We start from the raw sequence: 24,772 nt of genomic DNA, 5'->3' as shown, positions 1-24,772 counted from the left end.
CCCGCGGGCCGCGCACCGCACCTCGTAGTCCGCTGAACGCACGTCGTTTTGAGGAGTAAGCGATGACCCGATCTCTTGTCGAGGACGTGTGGCCGCTCTCGCCGTTGCAGGAAGGGCTGCTGTTCCACGCCTCCTTCGACGAGGAGGGCCCGGACGTCTACCAGGGGCAGCGCACGCTGGCGCTGGACGGACCGCTGGACGCCGACCGGCTGCGCGTCTCCTGGGAGGCGCTGGTGGCCCGGCACCCGGTGCTGCGGGCGGGCTTCCGGCGCCGCAGGTCGGGCGACGCGGTACAGGTCGTCGCGCGCGAGGTGACACTGCCCTGGCGGGAGGCCGACGTCTCCGGCCTCGGTGCGGCGGACGCGCTCGCCGAGGCGGAGCGGCTGGCCGCCGAGGAGCGGGCCGAGCGGTTCGACCCGGCGGTGCCGCCGCTGCTGCGCCTGCTGCTGGTCCGCCTGGGCGAAGAGCGGCACCGGCTGGTCATCACCTCCCACCACGTCCTGATGGACGGCTGGTCCATGCCGGTGCTGCTGAGCGAGCTGACCACGGTGTACGCGGCGGGCGGCGACGCCCGCGGACTGCCCCGGGCGGCCCGCTACCGCGACTACCTGGCCTGGCTGAACCGGCAGGACAAGGACGCCGCCCGGCAGGCGTGGCGGGCGGAGCTGGCCGGCAACGACGAGCCGACCCTCGTCGCACCGGCCGACCCGGCCCGGCTGCCGGCCGTCCCCGAGAGCCTGATCAGCGAGATCCCGGAGGACCTGACACGCGGCCTGGTCGGGCTGGCCCGCGCCCACGGCCTGACGGTCAACACCGTCGTGCAGGGCGCCTGGGCGCTGGTCCTGGCGCGGCTGGCCGGGCGCGACGACGTGGTGTTCGGCGCCACCGTGGCCGGGCGCCCCGACGCGCTGCCCGGCGTCGAGTCGATGGTGGGCCTGTTCATCAACACGCTGCCGGTGCGCGTACCGCTCGACGGCGGGCAGCCGCTGCACCGCCTCCTCGCCGGCATCCAGGAGCGGCAGACCGCGCTCATGGCCCACCAGCACCTGGGCCTGGGCGAGATCCAGAAGCTGGCCGGTCCCGGCGCGGTCTTCGACACCCTCGTGGTGTTCGAGAACTACCCGGCGGCCCCTGTCGGAACGACCGGCCCCGACGCCTTCACCCTGCGCTTCCTCGAAGGCCGCGAGACCTCCCACTACCCCTTCACCCTGGTCGTCGTGCCGGGCGAGCGGATGCTCTGCAAGCTCGACTTCCGCCCGGACCTCTTCGACCGCCCCACCGCCGAGGCCGTCTTCGGGCAGCTGGTGCGGGTGCTGGAGCAGATGGTGGCCGATCCGTCGGTGCCGGTGGGCCGGATCGGTGTCCTGGGCGGGGCTGAACGGCAGTTGGTGGTGGGGGAGTGGAATGCCACGGCCGGGGAGGTGGCGGGGCCGTCGGTGCCGGAGCTGATCGCGCGGCGGGTGGCGTCGGCGCCGGATGCCGTGGCGGTCGTGGACGGTCAACGGCGGCTCACGTACGCGGAGTTGGACGCGGAGGCGGGGCGGCTGGCCGCGCACCTGGGCGGTCTGGGTGTGGGGCGTGGTGACCGGGTCGCGGTGGTGCTGGAGCGGTCCGTCGATCTGGTGGTGGCGTTGCTGGGGGTGTGGAAGGCGGGAGCCGCGTACGTACCGGTGGATGCGGGGTATCCGGCGGAGCGGATCGCGTTCATGCTGGACGACTCGCGGCCCTCGGCCGTGGTGTGCGGCGAGGCGGCACGTGCGGCGGTTCCGGTGGACACGTCCGCTCCGCTGGTGGTGCTGGGCGAAGTGGACATGCCGCACTCCGCACGTCATGTGCCGGTGTCCGCCGGGGACTTGGCGTACGTGATGTATACCTCCGGCTCGACGGGCACCCCGAAGGGTGTCGCGGTGCCGCACGGCAGTGTGGCCGCGCTGGCCGGCGAGCGCGGCTGGTCCCTCGGCCCGGACGACGCGGTGCTGATGCACGCGCCGCACGCCTTCGACGTGTCGCTCTTCGAGATCTGGGTGCCGCTGGTCTCCGGCGGGCGGGTCGAGGTGGCGCGGCCGGGCGCGGTGGACGCGCAGCGGATACGCGACGCCGTGGCCGGCGGAGTGTCGGCGGCGCATGTCACGGCCGGGCTGTTCCGGGTGGTGGCGGAGGAGGCGCCGGAGTGCTTCGTGGGACTGCGGGAGGTGCTGACCGGCGGGGACGTGGTCCCGGCGGCATCCGTCGCCCGCGTCCGGGAGGCGTGCCCCGACCTCGCCGTACGGCATCTGTACGGGCCGACGGAGGTGACGCTGTGCGCCACCTGGCACCTGCTGCGGCCCGGCGACGCCGCGGGCCCCGAACTGCCGGTCGGCCGTCCGCTGGGCAACCGGCAGGTGTACGTGCTGGACGCGTTCCTCCAGCCCGTGCCGCCGGGCGTGACCGGCGAACTGTACGTCGCCGGGACCGGGCTGGCGCAGGGCTACTGGCAGCGCGCCGGGCTCAGCGCCGAGCGTTTCGTGGCGTGCCCGTTCGCCGACGGCGGGAGGATGTACCGGACGGGCGACCTGGTGCGCTGGACGCGCGACGGCGAGCTGGTCTTCGTCGGGCGGGCCGACGCGCAGGTCAAGGTGCGCGGCTTCCGCGTCGAGCTGGGCGAGGTGGAGGCGGCGCTGGCCGCCCACCCGGCGGTCGGGCAGGCCGTGGTGGTGGCGCGCGCGGACGGTCCCGGCGAACGGCGGCTGGTCGGCTATGTCGTACCGGACGGGCAGGAGGCGGACGCCGAGCAGATCCGCGAGCACGTCGCCAAGGTGCTGCCGGACTACATGGTGCCCGCGGCCGTCCTGGTCCTGCCGTCGCTGCCGGTCACGGTCAACGGCAAGGTGGACCGCGCGGCGCTGCCCGCCCCCGACTTCGCCGGGCGGGTCTCGGGGCGGGCGCCGCGCACCGAGGCCGAGGAGACGCTGTGCGGTCTGTTCGCCGAGGTGCTGGGGCTCGACCGGGTGGGCATCGACGACGGGTTCTTCGCGCTGGGCGGCGACTCGATCGGCTCGATGCAGCTGGTCTCGCGGGCCCGTCGGGCCGGACTGGTGCTGACGCCGCGTCAGGTCTTCGACCACCGGACCGTGGAGCGGCTGGCGGCGGTGGCGACCCGTACCGACGCGGCCGCGCGCGCGGCGTCCGACGTGGGCGTCGGCGAGGTGCCCTGGACGCCGGTGATGCGGGCGCTGGGGGAGCGGGCCGCCCGCCCCGGGTTCGCCCAGTGGACGGTCCTCGGCGCACCGGCCGGACTGGGGCAGGACGCGCTCACCGCCGGGCTGGCCGCCGTCCTGGACACCCACGACATGCTGCGCGCCCGGGTGCGCGACGGCGCGGCGGGGCCGGTGTTCGACGTGCCCGGCCGCGGGGCGGTGGACGCCGCCGCGCTCGTCACCCGTACCGACGCCACGGACGCACCGGACGCCGACCTGGACGGCATCGCCGAGCGGGCGGCGAGTGACGCCGCCGCACGGCTGGACCCGGCCACGGGCGAGATGGTCCGGGCCGTGTGGGTGGACGCCGGGCCGGAGCGGACCGGACGGCTCGCCCTCGTCGTCCACCACCTCGTCGTGGACGGCGTGTCCTGGCGCATCCTCGTGCCCGACCTGCGCGCCGCCTGCGAGGCCGTGACGGCGGGCCGGGCGCCCGAGCCGGACCCGGTCGGCACGTCCTTCCGCCGGTGGGCCGACCTCCTCGTCGCCCAGGCGTCCGACGCCTCCCGCACGGCCGAACTGGCGGACTGGACCGCGCTGCTCGACGGTGCCGGACCCCAGCTCGGCACCCGCGCGCCCGACCCGGCCACCGACACCGCGGCGACCCTGCGCCGCCGGTCGTGGACGGTCACCGGCGCGGCGGCGGCCACCCTGCTGAACCGGGCACCGGCCGCCTTCCACTGCGGCGCGCACGACGTGCTGCTGGCCACGCTGGCGGGCGCGGTCGCGCACCGGCGCCCGGAGGCGGGCGCCGGACTCCTGGTGGACATCGAGGGCCACGGCCGCGAACCGCTCGACGGGACGGACCTGACCCGTACGGTGGGCTGGTTCACCAGCGTCCACCCCGTCCGCCTGGACCTCACCGGCATCGACCTGCCGCAGGCGCTGACCGGCGGGCCCGCGGCCGGGGCGCTGCTCAAGACCGTCAAGGAGCAGGCGCGCGCGGTGCCCGGCGACGGGCTCGGCCACGAGCTGCTGCGCCACCTCAACCCGGAGACCGGCCCCGCGCTGGCCGGCCTCCCGGCCCCGCAGCTCGGCTTCAACTACCTCGGCCGCTTCCCCGGCGGCGCGGACGGCGGCCCCGTGGCCGCGTGGCAGCCGGCCGGTACGACCGCGGTCGGCGGCACGGCCGCGCCCGACCTGCCCGCCCGGCACGCCCTGGAGGCGAGCGCGGTCGTCCGCGACACTCCGCACGGACCGGTGCTGGACCTCGCGCTGAGCTGGCCCGCCGCCCTCCTGGAGGAAACCGAGGCGGCCCGGCTCGGCGAGACCTGGCTGGACCTCCTCGGCGGCCTGGCCACGCACGCCGACACCCCCGGCGCGGGCGGGCACACCCCCGGCGACTTCCCGCTGCTGGACCTCACCCAGGACAGCGTGGCGGCGCTGGAGGCCGCCGTGCCGTCGCTGACGGACATCTGGCCGCTGTCGCCCCTCCAGGAAGGGCTGCTGTTCCACGCCGCCTTCGACGAGGAGGGCCCGGACGTCTACGAGACCCAGCGGCTGCTGGACCTGGACGGGCCGCTGGACGCCGCCCGCCTGCGTGCCTCCTGGGAGGCGCTGCTGGCCCGGCACGACGCCCTGCGCGCCAGCTTCCACCAGCGGGAATCCGGCGACACCGTACAGGTCGTCGCGCGGGACGTGACCCTGCCGTGGGACGAGGCGGACCTGTCGGCGCTGCCGGAGGACGAGCGGCGGGCCGAGCTGGACCGGCTGGCCGCGAACGAGCGGGCCCACCGCTTCCACCTCGCGGCGGCCCCGCTGCTGCGGCTGCTGCTCGTCCGCCTCGCCGAGGACCGGCACTGCCTGGTGGTGACCAGCCACCACATCCTGCTGGACGGCTGGTCGATGCCGGTCGTCCTGGACGAGCTCGGCGCGGCCTACGCGGCGGGCGGTGACGCTACGGGGCTCAAGCGCACCGCCTCCTACCGCGACTACCTGGCCTGGCTGGAGCGCCAGGACCGGGACGCGGCGCGCGCCGCCTGGCAGGCGGAACTCGCCGGCGCCGAGGAATCGACGCTGGTGGCCCGCGCCACCGACCAGGGCCGGGCACCGGCGGCCCCCGAGACCGGCTCCGCCGAACTCTCCGAGGACGGCACCCGGGCCCTGACCGAGCTGGCCCGCCGCCACGGCCTGACCGTCAACACCGTGGTGCAGGGCGCCTGGGCGATGGTCCTGGCACGCCTGGCCGGGCGGACCGACGTGGTCTTCGGCGGCACCGTGTCCGGCCGCCCGCCGGAGCTGCCCGATGTCGAGTCGATGGTCGGCCTGTTCATCAACACCCAGCCGGTACGGGTCCGGCTCGACGGCGCGCAGCCGGTGCTGCGCCTGCTCACCGGCCTCCAGGAGCGCCAGTCCGCGCTGATGGCGCACCAGCACCTCGGGCTGTCGGAGGTGCAGGGCCTGGCCGGGCCCGGCGCGGTCTTCGACACGATGCTGATGTTCGAGAACTACCCGCGCACCACCGCCACCCTGTCCGGCGCCGTGCGGTCGGAGGGCGAGGTGACGATCAGCCAGTCCGACATCGTGGCGGGCACCCACTACCCGCTGGCCGTGGGCGTCGTCCCCGGCGACCGGCTGCGCGTCTACGTCACGTACCGCCCGGACCTGTTCGACCGGCGCGAGGCCCGGCGGCTGGGCGAGCGGGTCGTGCGCGTCCTCGAACAGATCGTGGCGGACCCCGGGGCGCCCGTCGGCCGGATCGGCGTGCTGGACGCGCCGGAGCACGACCGGGTCGTGGCGGAGTGGAACGCCACGGCGGCCGGGGAGCCGGCCGGCGCGTCGGTGCCGGAGCTGTTCGCCGCGCAGGTGGCGCGGGCGGGCGACGCGGTGGCCGTGGTGGACGGCGCGCGAACTGTCCAATACGCGCAGTTGGACACCGAGGCCGGGCGCATCGCCGCGCGGCTGCGCGGCGTGGGCGTGGGGCGCGGCGACCGGGTGGCGGTGGTGCTGGAGCGGTCGGCCGAGCTGATCGCGGCGCTGCTCGGCGTGTGGCGGGCCGGGGCCGCGTATGTGCCGGTGGACGCGGGATATCCGGCGGAGCGGATCGCGTTCCTGCTGGCGGACTCGGCTCCGGCGGCCGTGCTGTGCACCACGGCCACGCGGCCGGCGGTCCCGGCGGAGGCGGCCGGGCGGATCGTCGTCCTGGACGGCCCGGAGTCGGCGGAGACGCCGCCCGTGCCCCGGCTCCCGGTGGGCGCCGACGACGTGGCGTACGTCATGTACACCTCCGGCTCGACGGGCACCCCTAAGGGCGTCGCGGTGCCGCACGGCAGTGTGGCCGCGCTCGCCGGGGAACGGGGCTGGTCCCTCGGCCCGGACGACGCGGTGCTGATGCACGCGCCGCACGTCTTCGACGCCTCGCTGTACGAGATCTGGGTGCCGCTGGCCACCGGCGCGCGCGTCGTGGTGGCCGCCCCCGGCACGGTCGACGCCGGGCGCGTCCGCGCGGCGGTGGCGGCCGGGGTGACGGCCGTCCACCTCACGGCGGGCCTGTTCCGCGTGACCGCGGAGGAGGACCCGGACTGCTTCGCCGGGCTGCGCGAGGTGCTGACCGGGGGCGACGTGGTCCCGGCGGCGTCCGTCGCCCGCGTACGGGACGCCTGCCCGGAGGTGACGGTCCGGCACCTGTACGGGCCGACCGAGACCACGCTGTGCGCCACCTGGCACCGGCTGCGGCCGGACGATGCCGTGGGGGACGTGCTGCCCATCGGGCGTCCGCTGCCCGGCCGCCGGGTGTACGTGCTGGACGCGTTCCTCCGGCCCGTACCGCCCGGCGTGGACGGCGAGCTGTACCTCGCCGGGACGGGCCTGGCGCGCGGCTACCTCGACCGCTCCGGGGCGACGGCCGAACGCTTCGTCGCCTGCCCCTTCGCGCCCGGCATGGGGGTCCCCCCGGCCGAAGGCGGGGGGAGGATGTACCGCACCGGCGACCTGGCGCACTGGACCGAGGACGGCGAACTCGTCTTCACCGGGCGGGCGGACACCCAGGTCAAGGTGCGCGGCTACCGGGTGGAGCCCGGCGAGGTGGAAGCGGCGCTGACCGCCCACCCGGCGGTCGCCCAGGCCGTGGTGGTGGCCCGCGAGGACCGGCCGGGCGAACGTCGCCTGATCGGGTACGTGGTGCCGGACGGCACGGCCGTGGACGGCGAGGCGGTCCGCGACCACGTCGCCGGGCTGCTGCCGGACTACCTGGTCCCGGCCGCCGTGGTGGTGCTGGACGCGCTGCCGGTGACCGCGAACGGCAAGGTGGACCGGGCCGCGCTGCCCGCTCCCGACTTCGCCGCGCGGGCCGGCGGGCGGGCGCCGCGCAACGCGGCCGAGGAGACGCTGTGCGCCCTGTTCGCCGAGGTGCTGGGCGTGGACCGGGTGGGCGTCGAGGACAGCTTCTTCGAGCTCGGCGGCGACTCGATCATGTCGCTGCAACTGGTCTCGCGCGCCCGGCGCGCCGGAATCGTCGTCACGCCGTGGCAGGTCTTCGAGGAGAAGACCCCCGAGCGGCTGGCCGAGGTCGCCGAGACGGCCGGGGACGCCGACGGGGCTCCGCAGGACACGCCGGACGACACGGCGGCCGAGGTCGCCTGGACCCCGGTGGTACGGGCGCTGGGCGTACCGGCCGCGACACGGCCCGCGTTCGCGCAGTGGGCGGTCCTGGGCGCCCCCGCCGGGCTGGGCGAAGACGTTCTGGCCGCCGGACTGGCCGCCGTCCTGGACACCCACGCCATGCTGCGGGCCCGTGTGACGGACGACGGGCCGGAGCCGACGCTGCGCGTGTCCGCGCGCGGTGCGGTGGACGCCGCCGCGCTGGCCGGCCGCGTCGACGCCGCCGGCGTACCGGACGACGGCCTGGACGTGCTGGCCGACCAGGTCGCGCGGGACGCCGTGGAACGCCTGGCGCCCGCCGACGGCGTCCTGGTGCAGGCGGTGTGGCTGGACGCCGGTCCCGGACGGACCGGCCGGCTGGTCCTCGCCGTCCACCACCTGGTCGTCGACGGCGTCTCCTGGCGCATCCTCGTGCCCGACCTGCAAGCCGCCTGCGAAGCGGTGGCGGCGGACCGGGAACCGGACCTCGACCCGGTCGGCACGTCCTTCCCGCAGTGGTCGGACCTGCTGGCCGCCCAGGCGGCGGACCCCGCGCGCACCGCGGAACTGGAGCGGTGGACCGCCCTGCTGGACGGCCCCGACCCGCTGATCGGCGAGCGGGCCCTCGACCCGGCGCGCGACACCGCGGGATCCGTGTGCCGCCGCACCTGGACCGTGCCGCGCTCCGCGGCCGCCGTCCTCGCCGCCCGGACCCCGGCCGCCTTCCACTGCGGCGTGCACGACGTGCTGCTGGCCGCGCTGGCCGCCGCCGTGACCCGGCGGCAGGACGAACGCGGCCAGGACACCGGCGCCGGGGTGCTGGTGGACATCGAGGGGCACGGGCGCGAGCCGCTGGCGGGCGCGGACCTCTCCCGTACGGTCGGCTGGTTCACCAGCACGCACCCGCTGCGGCTGCGCCTGACCGGTCTCGACCTGGCGCAGGCCCGCGCGGGCGGTCCCGCCGCCGGGGCGCTGCTCAAGGCCGTCAAGGAGCAGGCCCGCGCGCTGCCCGGCGACGGACTCGGGTACGAACTGCTGCGCCACCTCAACCCGGAGACGGGCCCGGCGCTGGCTGCCCTCCCCACCCCGCAGATCGCGTTCAACTACCTCGGCCGCTTCACCGCGGGCGCGGAGACGGACGCGGTGGCACCGTGGCAGATGGCCGGGGAAGCGGCGCTCGGCGGGTCCGTGGACCCGGGCATGCCCGCCCGGCACGCGCTGGAAGCGGGCGCGGTCGTCCAGGACGGACCCGACGGGCCCGCGCTGACCCTGACCCTCAGCTGGCCCGGCGGTCTCCTCGACGAGACCGCCGCGGAACGGCTCGGCCAGGACTGGCTGGCGATGCTCGACGGCCTGGCCGCGCACACCGAAGGCCCCGGCGCGGGCGGCCACACCCCCTCCGACTTCTCCCTCCTGGCCCTGACCCAGGACACCGTGGAGGAACTGGAGGCCGCCGTGCCGTCCCTGACGGACATCTGGCCGCTGTCGCCCCTCCAGGAAGGGCTGCTGTTCCACGCCGCCTTCGACGAGGACGGCCCGGACATCTACGAGGGCCAGCGGATGATGGAGCTGACCGGCCCGCTCGACGTGGCCCGGCTGCGCGCCACCTGGCAGACGCTGCTGCTGCGCCACCCGTCCCTGCGGGCGAGCTTCCACCCGCGCGCCTCGGGCGAGACCGTGCAGGTCATCGCGCGCGACGTGCCGCTGCCGTGGCGCGAGGCCGACCTGTCGGGGCTGCCCGAGGACGACGTACCGGACGCGCTCCAGCGGCTCGCCGACGGCGACCGCGAGCACCGGCTCGACCTGTCGGTGGCGCCGCTGCTGCGGCTGCTGCTGGTCCGGCTCGCCGAGCGGCGGCACGTCCTCGTGCTGACCAGCCACCACATCGTCAAGGACGGCTGGTCCCTGCCGGTGCTGATCAACGAGATGGCGCAGGTGTACGCGGCGGGCGGCCACGACCGCACGCTGCCGCCCGCCACCTCCTACCGCGAGTACCTGGCCTGGCTGGACCGCCAGGACAAGGCGGCCGCACGGGACGCCTGGCGCGCGGAACTGGCCGGGGTGGACGAGCCGACCAGCGTGGTCCCGGCCGAACTGGTCCGCGCCCCCGCCGTACCGGAACGCATCCGCTTCGAGCTGACCGACGAGCTGACCCGGGGCCTGACCGAGCTGACCCGGGGCCTCGGCCTGACCACGAACACCGTCCTCCAGGGCATGTGGGCGCTGCTGCTCGCCCGGCTGACCGGCCGCCCCGACGTGGTCTTCGGCACCACCGTCGCCGGCCGCCCGCCGGAGCTGCCCGGCGTCGAGTCGATGATCGGCCTGTTCATCAACACCCTGCCGGTACGGGTCCGACTGGACGGCGCGCAGCCGGTCGCCGAACTGCTCACCGACATCCAGCGGCGCCGCACCGCGCTCCTCGCCCACCAGCACGTCGGGCTCCCGGAGATCCAGCACCTCGCCGGGCCCGGCGCGACCTTCGACACCCTCGTCGTCTACGAGAACTACCCGCAGCCGCCCGAGCCCCCGGCCGACCCGGACTCCCTCGCCGTACGGCCCGCCGGGGTGCCGGAGGACCGGGGACACTACCCGCTGACGTGGATCGTGGCCCCCGGGGAGCGCACGCAGGGCGACTTCATCTACCGGCCCGACGTCTTCCCGCGCGAACGCGCGGAACGCATGCAGGCGGCGCTGGTCCGCGCCCTGGAACAGGTGGTGGCGGACCCGCGGACACCCGTCGGCCGCATCCGGCTGCTCGGCGAGGACGAGCGGGAGCGGGTCGAGGACCGCTGGAACCGTACGGCGGTGCCCGCCCCGGACGCGCCGCTCCCGGAGCTGTTCGCCCGGCAGGCCGCGCGGTCGCGGGACGCGGCGGCGCTGGTGACCGACACCGGCACCCTGACCTACGGCGAACTGGCTTGGCAGGCAGGACAGTTGGCCCGCCACCTGGCCGGTCTCGGCGTCGGGCCGGAGGAGCGCGTCGCGGTGGCCGTGCAGCGGTCGGCGGCCATGGTGACCGCCGTACTGGCCGTCTCGATGGCGGGCGGCGCCTTCGTCCCCGTCGACCCGGACCATCCGGCGGAGCGCGTGGCGTACGTCCTGGCGGACGCCGCGCCGTCGGTGGTGGTGTGCACCGCCGCGACCCGGCACGTCGTCCCGGACGGGTTCGGCGGCCGCGTGGTGGTCCTGGACGACACGGCGGTGGCGGCCCAAGTCGCCGCCTTGCCGGGCGGTCCCCTGACCGACGCCGAGCGGACCGCGCACCTGCGCAGCGCCCACGCCGCCTACGTCACCTACACCTCCGGCTCCACCGGACGGCCCAAGGGCGTCGTCGTGTCGCACGCGGGCCTGGGCAACCTGGCACACGCCCAGATCGAACGGTTCGCGGTGACCCCGCGGTCGCGGGTCCTGCAAATGGCGTCGCTGAGCTTCGACGCGGCCGTCTCCGAGCTGTGCATGGCCCTGCTGTCCGGCGCCGCCTCGGTCGTCCCGGGCCCGGAGGGCCTGCCGCCCCGCGTGTCGCTGGGCGCGGCGCTGCGCCGCTGGGACATCACCCACGCGACCGTCCCGCCGAGCGTGCTCGCGGTGGCCGAGGAACTGCCCGCGACGCTGGAGACGCTGACCGTGGCGGGCGAGGCCTGCCCGCCCGGCCTGCCCGCCCGCTGGGCCGCGGGACGGCGGATGGTCAACGCCTACGGGCCGACCGAGACGACCGTGTGCGCGGCGATGAGCGCGCCGCTCGCACCCGACGCCGACCCGGTCCCGATCGGGCGGCCGATCGCCAACTCCCGTGCGTACGTGCTCGACGCGTTCCTCCAGCCGGTCCCGCCGGACGTGGCCGGTGAGCTGTACGTCACCGGCGTCAACCTCGCCCGCGGCTACCTCGGCCGCCCGGGCCTGACCGCGGAACGCTTCGTGGCCTGCCCGTTCGCGCCCGGCACGGGGGTCCCCCCGGCCGCAGGCCGGGGGCGGATGTACCGCACCGGGGACGTGGTCCGCTGGACGCAGGACGGCGAGCTGGTCTTCGTCGGCCGGGCCGACGCCCAGGTCAAGGTGCGCGGCCACCGGGTCGAGCCGGGCGAGGTGGAGGCCGCGCTCGCCACCCACCCGGCCGTCGCCCAGGCCGTCGTGGTGGCCCGCGAGGACCGGCCCGGCGACCGCCGCCTGGTCGGCTACGTGGTCGCGGACACGGCCACCGGGGACCGGGACGAGCGGCTCGAACAGGAGCAGGTCGGCGAGTGGCAGGACCTGTACGACACTCTGCACGCCCATCCCGGGTCCGATGTGCTGGGCGAGAACTTCGCCGGGTGGAACAGCAGTTACGACGGGCAGCCGATCCCGCCGGAGCAGATGCGCGAGTGGCGGGCCCGGACCGTCGAGCGCATCCGGGCGCTGCGCCCGCGCCGCGTCCTGGAGATCGGCGTCGGCACCGGCCTGCTCCTCTCCCATCTCGCCCCCGACTGCGAGACGTACTGGGGCACCGACTTCTCCGCGTCCGCGATCGAGGAACTGCGGCGGCACGTGAGCCGCGACCCGGAGCTGGCCGGACGGGTCGAACTGCGCACCCAGGCCGCCCATGAGGCGGACGGCCTGCCGGACGGGTACTTCGACACGATCGTCCTCAACTCGGTCGCGCAGTACTTCCCCAACGCGGGCTACCTCCGGGAGGTCGTGGAGCTGGCCGTACGGCTGCTGGCCCCGGGCGGCGCGCTGTTCGTCGGCGACGTGCGCAACGTACGGCTGCTGCGCGCCCTGACCGCCGCCGTGCACGTCCACCGCGCCGGGGACGACGTCGACCCGGCCGCGCTGCGGCGGGCCGTGGAGCGCAGCGTCGTCCTGGAGAAGGAACTCCTCGTCGACCCCGAGTTCTTCACGGCCCTGCGGGACCGGCTGCCGGACGCCGCGGGCGTGGACATCCGGCTCAAGCGCGGACGGCACCACAACGAGCTGACCCGCTACCGCTACGACGTGACGCTGCACAAGCGGGGAGCCGCCGTGCTCTCCCTCGACGGCGCGCCGGAGCGCGACTGGACGGACCGCGACGGCGGCCTCGCCGCACTGCGGCGGCACCTGGACGGCGAGCGGCCCGACCGGCTGCGCGTCACCGGCGTGCCCAACACCCGGGTCGCGTACGAGGCCGCGCTCGCCCGCGCCGTCCAGGACGGCGGGGACCCGGCCGGGGTGCCGGCCACGGCCCCCGGCGGACCCGACGTGGAGGCGTTCCACGAACTGGGCGAGAGCCTGGGCTACTGGGTGGGGGCCACCTGGTCCGCCGGTACGCCGGAGCACCTGGACGTCACCTTCGTCCGCGCCGAACTGGCCGACGGGGCCGCGCCGGTCGACACGTACGTACCGGCCGGAGGCACCGCCGACCCGGACGCGCCGCTGACGGCGTGGACCAACGCGCCGGCCGCCGGCCGCGACACCGGCGCCCTGCTGGCCGCCCTGCGCGCGCACGTCGCCGAACGGCTGCCCGAGTACATGGTCCCCGCGGCCCTGGTGCCGCTGGACCGGCTGCCGCTCACCCCGAACGGCAAGGTCGACCGCCGGGCGCTGCCCGCGCCGGACTTCGCCGGCCAGGTCTCCGGGCGCGCCCCGCGCACGCCGGTGGAGGAGACGCTGTGCACCCTGTTCGCCGAGGTGCTCGGCCTCGAACGGGTGGGCATCGACGACAACTTCTTCCACGTGGGCGGCGACTCCGTGATGTCGATGCAGCTGGCCTCCCGCGCCCGCCGCGCCGGGCTGCCCCTGACGCCGCGTCAGGTATTCGAGCAGGCGACCCCCGAGCGCCTCGCGGAGACGGTCGAGGCGGACCGGGCGGCGGACCGCGCACGGGCGGCCGGGAACGTCGGCACGGGCCCGATCGCGGCCACCCCCGCCATGCGGGCGCTGGGCGGGCGCGCCTTCGGCCGGGGGCTCGCCGAGTGGATCGTGGTCACCGCGCCGGCCGGTCTGGAGGCGCACACGCTGACCGCCGGGCTCGCCGCCGTACTGGACACCCACGACATGCTGCGGGCCCGCGTCAGGACGGACGATGACACGGGACCGGTGCTGGTGGCCGGTGACCGCGGCACGGTGGACGCTGCCTCGGTGCTCACCCGCATCGACGCCACGGGCATCGCCGACGACGACCTGGACACCGTCGCGGACCGCGCCGGGCGCGAGGCGGCGGAGCAGCTGGACCCGGCGGCCGGTCCCGTGCTGCGGGCCGTGTGGCTGGACGCCGGAACCGGACGTACGGGCCGACTGGCGCTCGTGGCCCACCACCTGGTCGTGGACGAGGCGTCCTGGCGCATCGTCGTCACCGACCTCGCGGCGGCCTGCGCGGCCGTGGCGGACGGTGCCGTACCGGAACTCGCGCCCGTGGGGACGTCCTTCCGGCGGTGGGCCGGAGAACTGGCCGCCGGGAGCCCGGCTGTCGTACCGAGCCCGGAGATCGTGGAGCACCGGTCGTGGACCGTCCCCCGCGACACCGCCGCCACCCTGCTCCACCGGATCCCGCCCCTGTACCACTGCGAGGCCCACGAGGTGCTGCTCGCCGCCCTGGCGGGCGCGATCGCGCGCGAGGAGAACGGCGCGTCCGTCGTGGTTGCGGTCGAGCGGGACGGCCGGGACAGCGGTGAACTGGCCCGCACCGTCGGCCGGTTCACCGCCCCCGGACCCGTACGGCTGGACCTGTCCGGCACCGATTTGGACGGCGCTTGGGCGGGCGGCCCGGCGGCCGGTACGTTGGTGAAGGCCGTCAAGGAACAGCTGCGCGCCGACGCCGGGTCCGGCGCGGTCCCGGACGCCCTGCCGGAACCGCGCGTCGCCTACACCCACCGGGACCGGTCCCGCACCGGACCGGCGGACCAGCCCTGGCAGCCGGCCGGCGCCGCGGCCGACGGCACGCCCCGGCCCGGCCTGCCCGCCGCGTACGCGCTGGAGGCGGGCACGGTCCTCCGGGGCACGCGGGACGAACCGGAACTGACCCTCACGCTCGGCCTGCCCGCCCACGCGGACCCGGCGGCGGCCGAGCGTACCGGCCGGGCCTGGCTGGACCTGCTGGCCGGCCTGGCCGCGCACACCACCGACCCGGCGGCGGGCGGCCACACCCCCTCCGACTTCGGGCTGCTCGATCTCGCCCAGCAGCAGATCGACGAGCTGGAGGCCGGGTTCACCGATGACAAGCGCTAGCGACCGAGCACGACGAGGCGTTGTGAGGAGAAAGCGATGACCCGATCCATGGTCGAGGACGTGTGGCCGCTGTCACCACTGCAAGAGGGGCTGCTCTTCCACGCCACCTTCGACGAGGAGGGACCGGACGTCTACACGGTGCAGTCCGCACACGCCGTGAACGGTCCCTTGGACACGGGCCGGCTGCGCGCGGCGTGGGAGACCCTGATCGCCCGGCACGCGGCGCTGCGCGCCTGCTTCCGCCGGGTCAGCGGCGCCCGCATGGTGCAGGTCATCGCCCGCGAGGTCGAACTGCCCTGGCAGGAGACCGACCTGTCGCACCTCGCGCCGGACGACGCCGAGGCCGAGGCGGAGCGGCTGGCCGGCGCCGAGCGCGCCCGCCGCTTCGACCTCGCCGCCGCGCCGCTGCTGCGCGTCCTGCTGATCCGCCTCGGCGACGGCCGGCACCGGATGGTCGTCACCAGCCACCACATCCTCATGGACGGCTGGTCGATGCCGATCGTGCTCGCCGAACTGTCCGCGGCGTACGCGGCCGGGGGCGACGGCGGCGCGCTGCCGCCGACCGCCTCCTACCGCGACTACCTGGCCTGGCTGGGCCGCCAGGACAAGGACGCGGCCCGCGAGGCGTGGCGCGCCGAACTGGCCGGCGCCGAGGAACCGACGCTGGTCGTCCCGGCGGACCGCACCCGCGCCTCGGTGGTGCCCGAGGACGTCCTGATCGACATCCCCGAAGGCCCCTCCCACGACCTGGCCGAGCTGGCCCGCCGCCACGGACTGACGCTCAACACGCTCTTCCAGGGCGCCTGGGCGCTGGTCCTCGCCCGGCTGGCCGGGCGCACCGACGTGGTCTTCGGCGCCACCGTCGCGGGCCGCCCGCACGACCTGCCGCACGTGGAGTCCATGGTCGGCCTGTTCATCAACACCCTGCCGGTACGGGTACGGCTCGACGGCGGGCAGCCCGCCATCGACCTCCTCACCGACCTCCAGGAACGCCAGTCGGCGCTGCTCCCGCACCAGCACCTGGGCCTGTCGGAGGTCCAGCAGCTCGCCGGGCCCGGCGCCTCCTTCGACACCCTCGTGGTCTACGAGAGCTTCCCGCGCCCGCCCGCCGCGCCGGACGACCCGCAGGCCCTCACGCTGGAGCCCGCCGGACTCTCCCGCAACGCGGCGCACTACCCCATCACCCTCGGCGTGTTCCCCGGCGACCGCATCAGCCTGCGGCTGTCCGCCCGGCCCGACCTGTTCGGCGAGGCGGCGACCCGGCGGATCGGACAGCGGGTGGTACGGGTGCTGGCGCAGCTGGCCGCCGACCCCTCGGTGCCGGTGGGCCGCATCGGCGTCCTGGAGGAGCCGGAGCGCGACCTCGTACTGGCCGGCTGGAACGCCACCGCGGCCAAGGTCCCGGGCAGCACGGTGCCGGAGCTGATCGCCGGCCAGGCGGCGCAGGTGCCGGGCGCGGTCGCGGTCAGCGACCCGCGGCGCTCCCTGTCGTACGCCGAACTCTCCCGCGAGTCGGACCGGCTGGCCGCCTACCTCGCGGACCGGGGCGTGACCCGCGGCGACCGGGTCGCGGTCCTGATGGAGCGCTCGGCGGACCTGCTCGTGACCCTCCTGGCGGTGTGGAAGGCCGGTGCCGCGTACGTCCCGGTCGACCCCGGCTACCCGGCCGAGCGGGTCGCGTTCCTGCTGTCCGACTCCCGCCCGTCGGCGGTGGTGTGCACGGCGGCCACCCGCGACGCGGTGCCGGTCGACGCCGCGGCGGAACTGGTCGTCCTGGACGACGCCCGGGTACGGGCCGCCGTCGCGGTGGCCCCGGCCGACGCCCTCGTACCCGTACGCGTGGCGGCGGAGGACCTCGCGTACGTGATGTACACCTCGGGCTCCACCGGGCAGCCCAAGGGCGTCGCGGTGCCGCACGGCGGCGTGGCCGGTCTCGTCGCCGACCTGGGCTGGTCCGTCGGCCCGCGCGACGCGGTGCTGATGCACGCGCCGCACGCCTTCGACGCCTCGCTGTTCGAGGTGTGGGTGCCGCTGGCCTCCGGCGGCCGCGTGGTCGTCGCCGCGCCGGGCGCGGTGGACGCACAGGACATCCGCGCCGCGGTGGCCGCCGGGGTGACCGCGGTGCACCTGACGGCCGGCACGTTCCGCGTGGTGGCCGAGGAGTCGCCGGAGTGCCTGCGCGGCCTGCGCGAGGTGCTGACCGGCGGCGACGTGGTGCCCGCCGCGGCCGTCGCGCGGGTGCGCGCGGCCTGCCCCGACACCGCCGTACGCCACCTTTACGGCCCGACCGAGACCACGCTCTGCGCCACCTGGCACCTGACCCGGGCGGGCGAGGAACCGGCCGCGGTGCTGCCGATCGGCCGCCCGCTGTCCAACCGGCAGGTCTACGTCCTGGACGCGTTCCTCCAGCCGGTCCCGGCCGGCACACCGGGCGAGCTGTACGTGGCCGGCACCGGGCTGGCCCGCGGCTACCTGGACCGCGCCGGGCCGACCGCGGAACGCTTCGTGGCCTGCCCGTTCGCGCCCGGCAAGGGGGTCCCCCCGGGCGAAGGCCGGGGGAGGATGTACCGCACCGGCGACCTGGTGCGCTGGACGGAGGACGGCGCGCTGCTGTTCGTCGGCCGGGCCGACGACCAGGTCAAGATCCGCGGGTTCCGGGTGGAGCTCGGCGAGGTCGAGGCGGCGCTGGCCGCGCACCCCGGCGTCGGCCAGGCCGTGGTCGCGGCCCGCGAGGACCGCCCCGGCGAACGGCTGCTGGTCGGCTACGTCGTACCGGACGGCCAGGAGGTGGACGCCGACGAGGTCCGCGAGCACGCCGCCAAGATCCTGCCCGGCTACATGGTGCCGGCCGCGGTGATGGTGATGGGCACCCTGCCCGTCACCGCCAACGGCAAGGTCGACCACAAGGCCCTGCCCGCCCCGGACTTCGCCGAGCGGGTCGCGCGGCGCGCACCCCGGAACGAGACCGAGGAGACCCTCTGCGGTCTCTTCGCCGACGTGCTCAAGCTCCAACAGGTGGGCGCCGACGACGACTTCTTCGAACTGGGCGGTGAGTCCGGCCTCGCTATGCGGCTGATCGGCCGCATCCGGGAGGAGTTCGACGCGTCGCTGAACCTGCGGCAGTTCTTCAGCGCGCCGACCGCCGCGGGCGTGGCCCGCACGCTCGCCACCAAGGCCCGCCCGGTGCTGGCCCCCGCCGACCACGACGGCGAGGCGCCCGCCACCGTCGCCCAGCTGCGCACCTGGCTGATGACCCGGCTGCACGACAGCGGCGCGGCGTTCCAGTTCCCGGCCGCGCTGCGCCTGACGGGCGACCTGGACCGGGCGGCCCTGGAGGCGGCGCTCGGCGACGTGGCGGCCCGCCACGAGATCCTGCGGACCACCTTCTCCGGCGCCCGCGACGAACTGCGCCAGCACATCATGGCCGCCACCGACCCCGCCGCCCGCCCGCGGCTGCCGGTGACGGAGACGACCGAGGAGGAGCTGCCGGGCCTGCTGGCCGCGCACGCGGCCCACCCGTTCGACCTGACACGCGAAGCCCCCTGGGCTCCGCACCTGTTCGCCCTGTCGAACACCGAGCACGTCCTGATGGTCACCGTCCACCGGATCGCCGCCGACGAGCAGTCGCTCGACCCGCTCTTCCGCGACCTGGCGGCGGCCTACGGCGCCCGCTCCGAAGGCCGGGCACCCGAACGGGCTCCACTGGCCCTGCAGTTCGCCGACTACGCCCGCTGGGAACAGGAGCTGCTGCGCGGCGCCGACGAGCCGGAGAGCCTGGTCAGCGACCAGCTGAACTTCTGGACGGACACCCTGGCCGACCTGGCCGACGAGCCGGCGCTGCCCACCGACCGGCCGCGGCCCGCGCTGCCCTCCCGGCGCCTGGCGAGCGTGCCGCTGCGCCTGGACGCCGCGGCGCACGCCAAGCTGGCCGAGGCCGCACGGCCCCGCGAGGCCAGCATGTTCATGGTCGTGCACGCGGCGCTGGCCCTGCTGCTCACCCGGCTCGGCGGGAGCACCGACATCACCGTCGGCACCGTCCAGCCCCGCCGGGACGAGGACGGCCTCGAAGGGCTGGTGGGCCCGTTCGACGGGCCGCTGCCGCTGCGCACCGACACCTCCGGCGACCCCGGCTTCCTCGAACTGCTGCGCCGCGTTCAGCAGGCGGACCGGAGCGCGCGCGACCACCACGACGTGCCGTTCGAGCGCCTGGTGGACGCGCTGCCCCTGCCGCCCTCCGTGGACCGGCACCCGGTCTTCCAGGTCGGCCTGGAGGTCGAGGAGGACAAGGTCGAGCTGTGGGACCCGTGGGAGCTGCCCGGCCTGCGCACCGCGCGGCTGGACGTGGGCGCCGCCACCGGCGAACTGGACCTGGCCCTCGGCCTGACCGAACGCCAGGACGCCGACGGCGGTCCGGGCGGCCTCGACGGACAGCTGAGGTACGCCACCGACCTGTTCGACCGGGACACCGCCCAGGTCATCGCCGACCGGCTGGTGCGCGTGCTGGAACAGCTCGCGGACGACCCGGAGCTGCGCCTGGGCCAGGTGGACATCCTGCTGGGCGAGGACGAGTTCCGCCGCCTGGTCGCGGACGGCAACGGCACGGCGGCCGAGGCGGCGGACCGTACCGTCGTCGAGCTGCTGGCCGAACAGACGGCCCGTACCCCCGACGCGGTGGCCGCCATGGACGGCAACGGCACGCTGACCTACGGCGCGCTGGACGCCGCGAGCAGCCTGCTGGCCCGTCGGCTCACCGAGCGGGGGACCGGACCCGAGGACGTGGTGGCCGTGGCGGAACCGCTCACCGCCGCGTTCCTCGTCGCCCTGACCGGCGTCCTGAAGGCCGGGGCCGCCTGCCGCCCGGTGGACTCCAACCGGCCGGTGGAGGAGATCGAAGCCGTGCTGCGGGAGTCCCGGCCCGCCGCCCTGGTCTGCACGACCGCCACGGCCGGGCGGCTGCCCGCCGACGGACCGGTGCCGGCCGTGCCGCTGGACGACCCGGTGGCGGCCGCGCCCAACGGGGCCACCGGCGGTACGGACGGGCTCCGGCCGCCGCTGCCCGCCCACGCCGCCCTGGTGCTGGACACCGGGGCACCGGACGGCGCCGCGGTCGTCGACCACCGGACGCTGGCCCACCACACGGCGCACCGTGCCCACGCCGCCCCGGCCGGCGGCACCACGCTGCTGGACACCCGGGCGCCCGTCGCGGACCTGGTCGTACCGCTGCTCGCGGCGCTGTGCGGGGGCGGCGGCGTACGGCTCGGCGCGCCGGAGGACGTCCGTACGCCCACCGGGCCCGAGGACCCCCAGCTGCTGGTGACCACCCGCGCGCTGCTGCCCACGCTCGCCGAGTTGCCGGACGGACGGCGGCCCGTGGAGGTCCTCGCGGTGTCGACGGACACGCCGTCGGCCGACGACGGCCTGCTGAAGTGGCGCGCCCTGCACCCGGACACCACCCTGGTCACCGCCCACGGCTCCGCCGGGACGGGCGGCCCCTGGCTCGAACTCCGCACCGCCGCCGGGGACCCCGCACCGGCCGCGCTGCCCGCCGGCCGCCCGGTGCGCGACACCCGCGCGTACGTGCTCGACGAGCTGCTGCGGCCGGTGCCGCACGGCGTCACGGGCGACCTGTACGTGGCGGGCGCGTCGACGGCCCGCGGCTACGCGGACCGGCCCGCCCGCACCGGTGAACGGTTCGTCGCCAGCCCCTTCGGCCCGCCGGGCGCGCGGATGCTGCGCACCGGCGACCGGGCCCGGCGCACCGCCGACGGCCTGATCACGCCGGCCGACCCGAGCCGCGAGCGCCCGCGCAGGTCCGCCGCCCGCGGCAGCCGGGGCGACCTCGGCGTCCTGCTGCCGCTGCGGTCGCAGGGCAGCCGGCCGCCGCTGTTCTGCGTCCACCCCAGCCTGGGCCTGAGCTGGGGCTACCGGGGCCTGCTCCCGCACCTGCCCGCCGACCAGCCGGTCTACGGCCTCCAGGCGCGCGGCCTGGCCGGACCGGAGCCGCTGCCGCTGACCATGGAGGAGATGGCGGCCGACTACGTCGAGCAGATCCGCAGCGTCCAGCCCAACGGCCCGTACCACCTGCTGGGCTGGTCCTTCGGCGGCACGGTCGCCTACGCGGTGGCCACCGCGCTGGAGGCCCGCGGCGAGGAGGTGGCGCTGCTCGCGCTGCTCGACACGTACCTCGACGGCGACACCGGCGAGGTCTTCACCGAGACGCCCGCCGCCCGCGAGAGCGAGGACGTGGTGCTCCGCCGCGAACTGGGCGAACAGGGCCCACGGGACGGCGAAGGCGGCGGCCTGGACGACCAGTTGCTGGCCAACATCCGGGAGGTGACCATCAACGCGGGCCGGCTCTCGTTCGGCTACACACCGGCCCGGTTCGGCGGCGACCTGAACGTCTTCGTCGCGACCGTGGACCGGCCCGAGAACTCCCAGGCGTGGGACGCCGCCGGCAGCTGGCGGCGCTTCATCGGGGGAACCATCGAGACCCACGACATCGCCACCGACCACTACAGCATGCTCCAGCCCGCGCCCCTGGCACAGATCGGGCGCATCGTCGCAGAAAAGCTCCGGGCCGCGCGGCCGACGGGGGAAAGGAACCCATCATGACCAATCCGTTCGACAACGAGAACGGCACCTTCCTGGTTCTCGTCAACGACGAGGGACAGCATTCGCTCTGGCCCGCCTTCGCGGAAATTCCCGAGGGCTGGACCTCCGTACACGGCGAGGCCGGGCGGCAGGAATGCCTCGACTACATCGACGAGCACTGGACCGATATGCGCCCGAAGAGCCTCATCGCGGAAATGAACGCGAGCACCAACGGGTCGTAGGAACCCGCGCGACACAGCCATGAAGGGGGCGGCCGGGACGCCGGCCGCCCCCGTGGGGGAGGCCCGAAGTGAACACCGAAACAGTCGTGACCGTCGTCATCGGCGATGTCGCGCTGATCGTCGTGGTGTCCTGGCTGCTGGGCGCGGCGGCCCGCCGGTGCGGCCAGCCGGCCGTCATCGGCCAGATCGTGGCGGGCATCGCCCTGGGACCCACCCTGCTGGGCCGGCTCCCCGGCGACCCGACCGCCCACCTGTTCCCGAAAGACGTGCTGCCCTTCCTGTCGGTGCTGTCCCAGGTCGCCATCGTGCTCTTCATGTTCGTGGCGGGCTACGAGATCGACGCGCGGCAGCTGCGCCGGGGCGGCCGGGCGGCGGCCGTGGTCGCGGTGGCCGCGCTGCTGACCCCCGCCGGGCTGAGCGCCGGAGCGGTGGAACTGCTGCCCGGCGCCTTCTCGTCGGTCGACCCCCGGCACGCGAGCGGCCACTCGTTCCTGCTGTTCATGGTGGTGGCGGTGTCCGTCACCGCCCTGCCGGTGCTGGTCGCCATCATCCGCGAGCGCGGCCTCGCGGGCACCCCGGCCGGCACGGTCTCGACCACCGCCGCCGGGTTCATGGACGTGGCCGCGTGGCTGGTGCTGGCCGCAGCCCTGGTCGGCACCGGCCACGCGCCGGGCCGCCACTGGTCCCTGACGCTGCTGCTGGTCACCACGTTCGTGGCCGGCATGTTCCTGGTCGTACGCCCGGTCCTCGGCCGGTGGCTGAACCGCTCCCGGGCGCTGATGGCCAACCAGGTCACCGTCGCGCTGGCCCTCGCCCTGGGCAGCGCCTGGGTCACCGCCTCGCTGGGCCTGCACCCGGTCTTCGGCGGGCTGCTGGCCGGTCTGGCCATGCCCCGCCGCGACGGCGTACCGGACGCCGACGTGCTGCGCCCCATGGAGCAGAGCGCCGGCCTGCTGCTGCCGCTGTTCTTCGTCACCACCGGGCTGTCGTTCAACATCGGGTCGCTGAACGGCGAGGCCGTCCTGCTGCTCGCGCTGATCGTGGCCGTCGCCACCGTCGGCAAGGTCGTCCCGGCGTACGCGGCGGCGCGGCTCAGCCGTCTCGGCCGGGACCAGTCGGCGCTGGTGGCCGCGCTGGTCAACACCCGCGGACTGACGGAACTGATCGTGCTGAACGTGGGACTGGAAGCCGGGATCATCGGCCGCGACATGTTCACCGTGCTGGTGCTGATGGCCCTGATCACCACCTTCATGACCGGGCCGATGCTCTCGCTGATCGCCCGGCACAGTACACCGCGGACCGCTGTCAAATCGCCTTCCTTGACGGATTCTCAGCGGAAATTAACAATCGAATAGCAGGCGGACGGATATCTGTGCGCGAATGCCCAGGTGCGGTCCGCCCGGAAATGGGGGAGAGGGCCGTGGCGAATTCAGCGAACGCAGGGAACCCGGCGGACCCGGAGACGTACGACGTGGTGATCGTCGGTGGCGGTCCGGCCGGCTCCACGCTCGGCGCGCTCGTGGCGCGGCAGGGGCACCGCGTGCTGATTCTGGAAAAGGAATTCTTCCCCCGCTACCAGATAGGCGAGTCGCTGCTGCCGTCGACCGTGCACGGGGTGTGCCGGCTGACGGGCGTGGCGGACGACCTGGCGGCGGCGGGGTTCACACGCAAACGGGGCGGCACCTTCCGGTGGGGCGCCACACCGGAGCCCTGGACGTTCTCGTTCTCGGTCTCCGAGCACATGGCGGGCCCGACGTCGTACGCGTACCAGGTCGAGCGGTCGAAGTTCGACGAGATCCTGCTGCGCCACGCCGGCCGCTGCGGCGCCGACGTCCGCGAGGGCTGCGCGGTCGCGGACGTCATAGCGGACGAGGAGCGGGTACGGGGCGTGCGCTACACCGACGCCGACGGCGCCGAACGGGAGGCGCGCGGCACGTTCGTGGTCGACGCGTCGGGCAACAAGAGCCGGCTGTTCCAGCGCGTCGGCGGGGAGCGGAAGTACTCGGAGTTCTTCCGCAGCCTCGCCCTCTTCGGCTACTTCGAGGGCGGCAAGCGCCTCCCGGAGCCCAACTCCGGCAACATCCTCTCGGTCGCCTTCGACAGCGGCTGGTTCTGGTACATCCCGCTGAGCCCCACCCTCACCAGCGTCGGCGCCGTGGTGCGCCGGGAGATGGCGGAGAAGATCCAGGGCGACCAGGAGCAGGCGCTGCGGGCCCTGATCGCGGAGTGCCCGCTGATCAGCGAGTATCTGGCGAACGCCCGGCGGGTGACCACCGGGCAGTACGGACAGCTGCGGGTGCGCAAGGACTACTCGTACCACCAGACGACCTTCTCCCGGCCCGGAATGCTGCTGGTGGGCGACGCGGCGTGCTTCGTGGACCCGGTGTTCTCCTCGGGCGTGCACCTGGCCACCTACAGCGGACTGCTCGCGGCGCGTAGCATCAACAGTGTCCTGGCGGGGCTCGTGGACGAGGCCGTGGCGCTGCGGGAGTTCGAGGCGCGCTACCGGCGGGAGTACAGCGTCTTCTACGAGTTCCTGCTCTCGTTCTACGAGATGCACCACAGCGAGCAGTCCTACTTCTGGCAGGCCAAGAAGGTCACGCACCACCAGCGCTCCGAGATGGAGGCGTTCGTCGACCTGGTCGGCGGGGTCTCCTCGGGCGAGACGGCGCTGACCGACGCCGACGCGATGGCGGAGCGCCTGCGGGCGGACTCCGCGGAGTTCGCCGGCGCGGTCGACCAGCTGGCGCACAGCGAGGACGGCAGCATGCTGCCGCTGTTCAAGTCCTCGGTGGTCAGCCAGGTGACGCGGGAGGGCTCCCAGGTGCAGATGCGCGCGCTGCTCGGCGCGGACGCCGAGCCCGAGACGCCGCTGCTGCCCGGCGGGCTGGTGTCGTCGCCGGACGGCATGTTCTGGCTCCCCGCCGGCAGTGGGTGACCACGGACGAC

The 24,772-nt window shown here is 75.5% G+C and carries 5 protein-coding genes; all 5 read left to right on the top strand.

The window, feature by feature from the left end; genetic code table 11:
• Positions 1 to 62 precede the first annotated feature (62 nt).
• The 5 genes from CP973_RS26900 (at position 63) to CP973_RS26880 (ending at position 24,761) form a co-directional block, all read left to right on the top strand.
• Positions 63 to 14,990, top strand: a complete 14,928-nt coding sequence (locus CP973_RS26900; RefSeq protein ID WP_150246414.1) for a non-ribosomal peptide synthetase — start codon at positions 63 to 65, stop codon at positions 14,988 to 14,990.
• Between the two features lie 36 nt (positions 14,991 to 15,026).
• On the top strand, positions 15,027 to 21,602 hold the full coding sequence (locus CP973_RS26895) for an amino acid adenylation domain-containing protein (RefSeq protein ID WP_150246411.1): 6,576 nt from the start codon (positions 15,027 to 15,029) through the stop codon (positions 21,600 to 21,602).
• Entirely contained in the window at positions 21,599 to 21,823 is a 225-nt protein-coding gene (locus tag CP973_RS26890) for an MbtH family protein (protein WP_150246408.1), read from the top strand. Before CP973_RS26895 ends, CP973_RS26890 begins: the two co-directional genes overlap by 4 nt.
• Positions 21,824 to 21,891: 68 nt before the next feature.
• Positions 21,892 to 23,178 (top strand): cation:proton antiporter, encoded by a 1,287-nt coding sequence (locus CP973_RS26885; protein ID WP_150246406.1) that lies wholly within the window; start codon positions 21,892 to 21,894, stop codon positions 23,176 to 23,178.
• A gap of 50 nt (positions 23,179 to 23,228) precedes the next feature.
• Entirely contained in the window at positions 23,229 to 24,761 is a 1,533-nt protein-coding gene (locus CP973_RS26880) for a tryptophan 7-halogenase (RefSeq protein ID WP_150246403.1), read from the top strand.
• Positions 24,762 to 24,772: the final 11 nt, after the last annotated feature.

This window comes from Streptomyces albofaciens JCM 4342 (assembly GCF_008634025.1).
Taxonomy (GTDB): Bacteria; Actinomycetota; Actinomycetes; order Streptomycetales; family Streptomycetaceae; genus Streptomyces; species Streptomyces albofaciens.
This window is presented reverse-complemented; position numbering and strand designations above follow the sequence as displayed.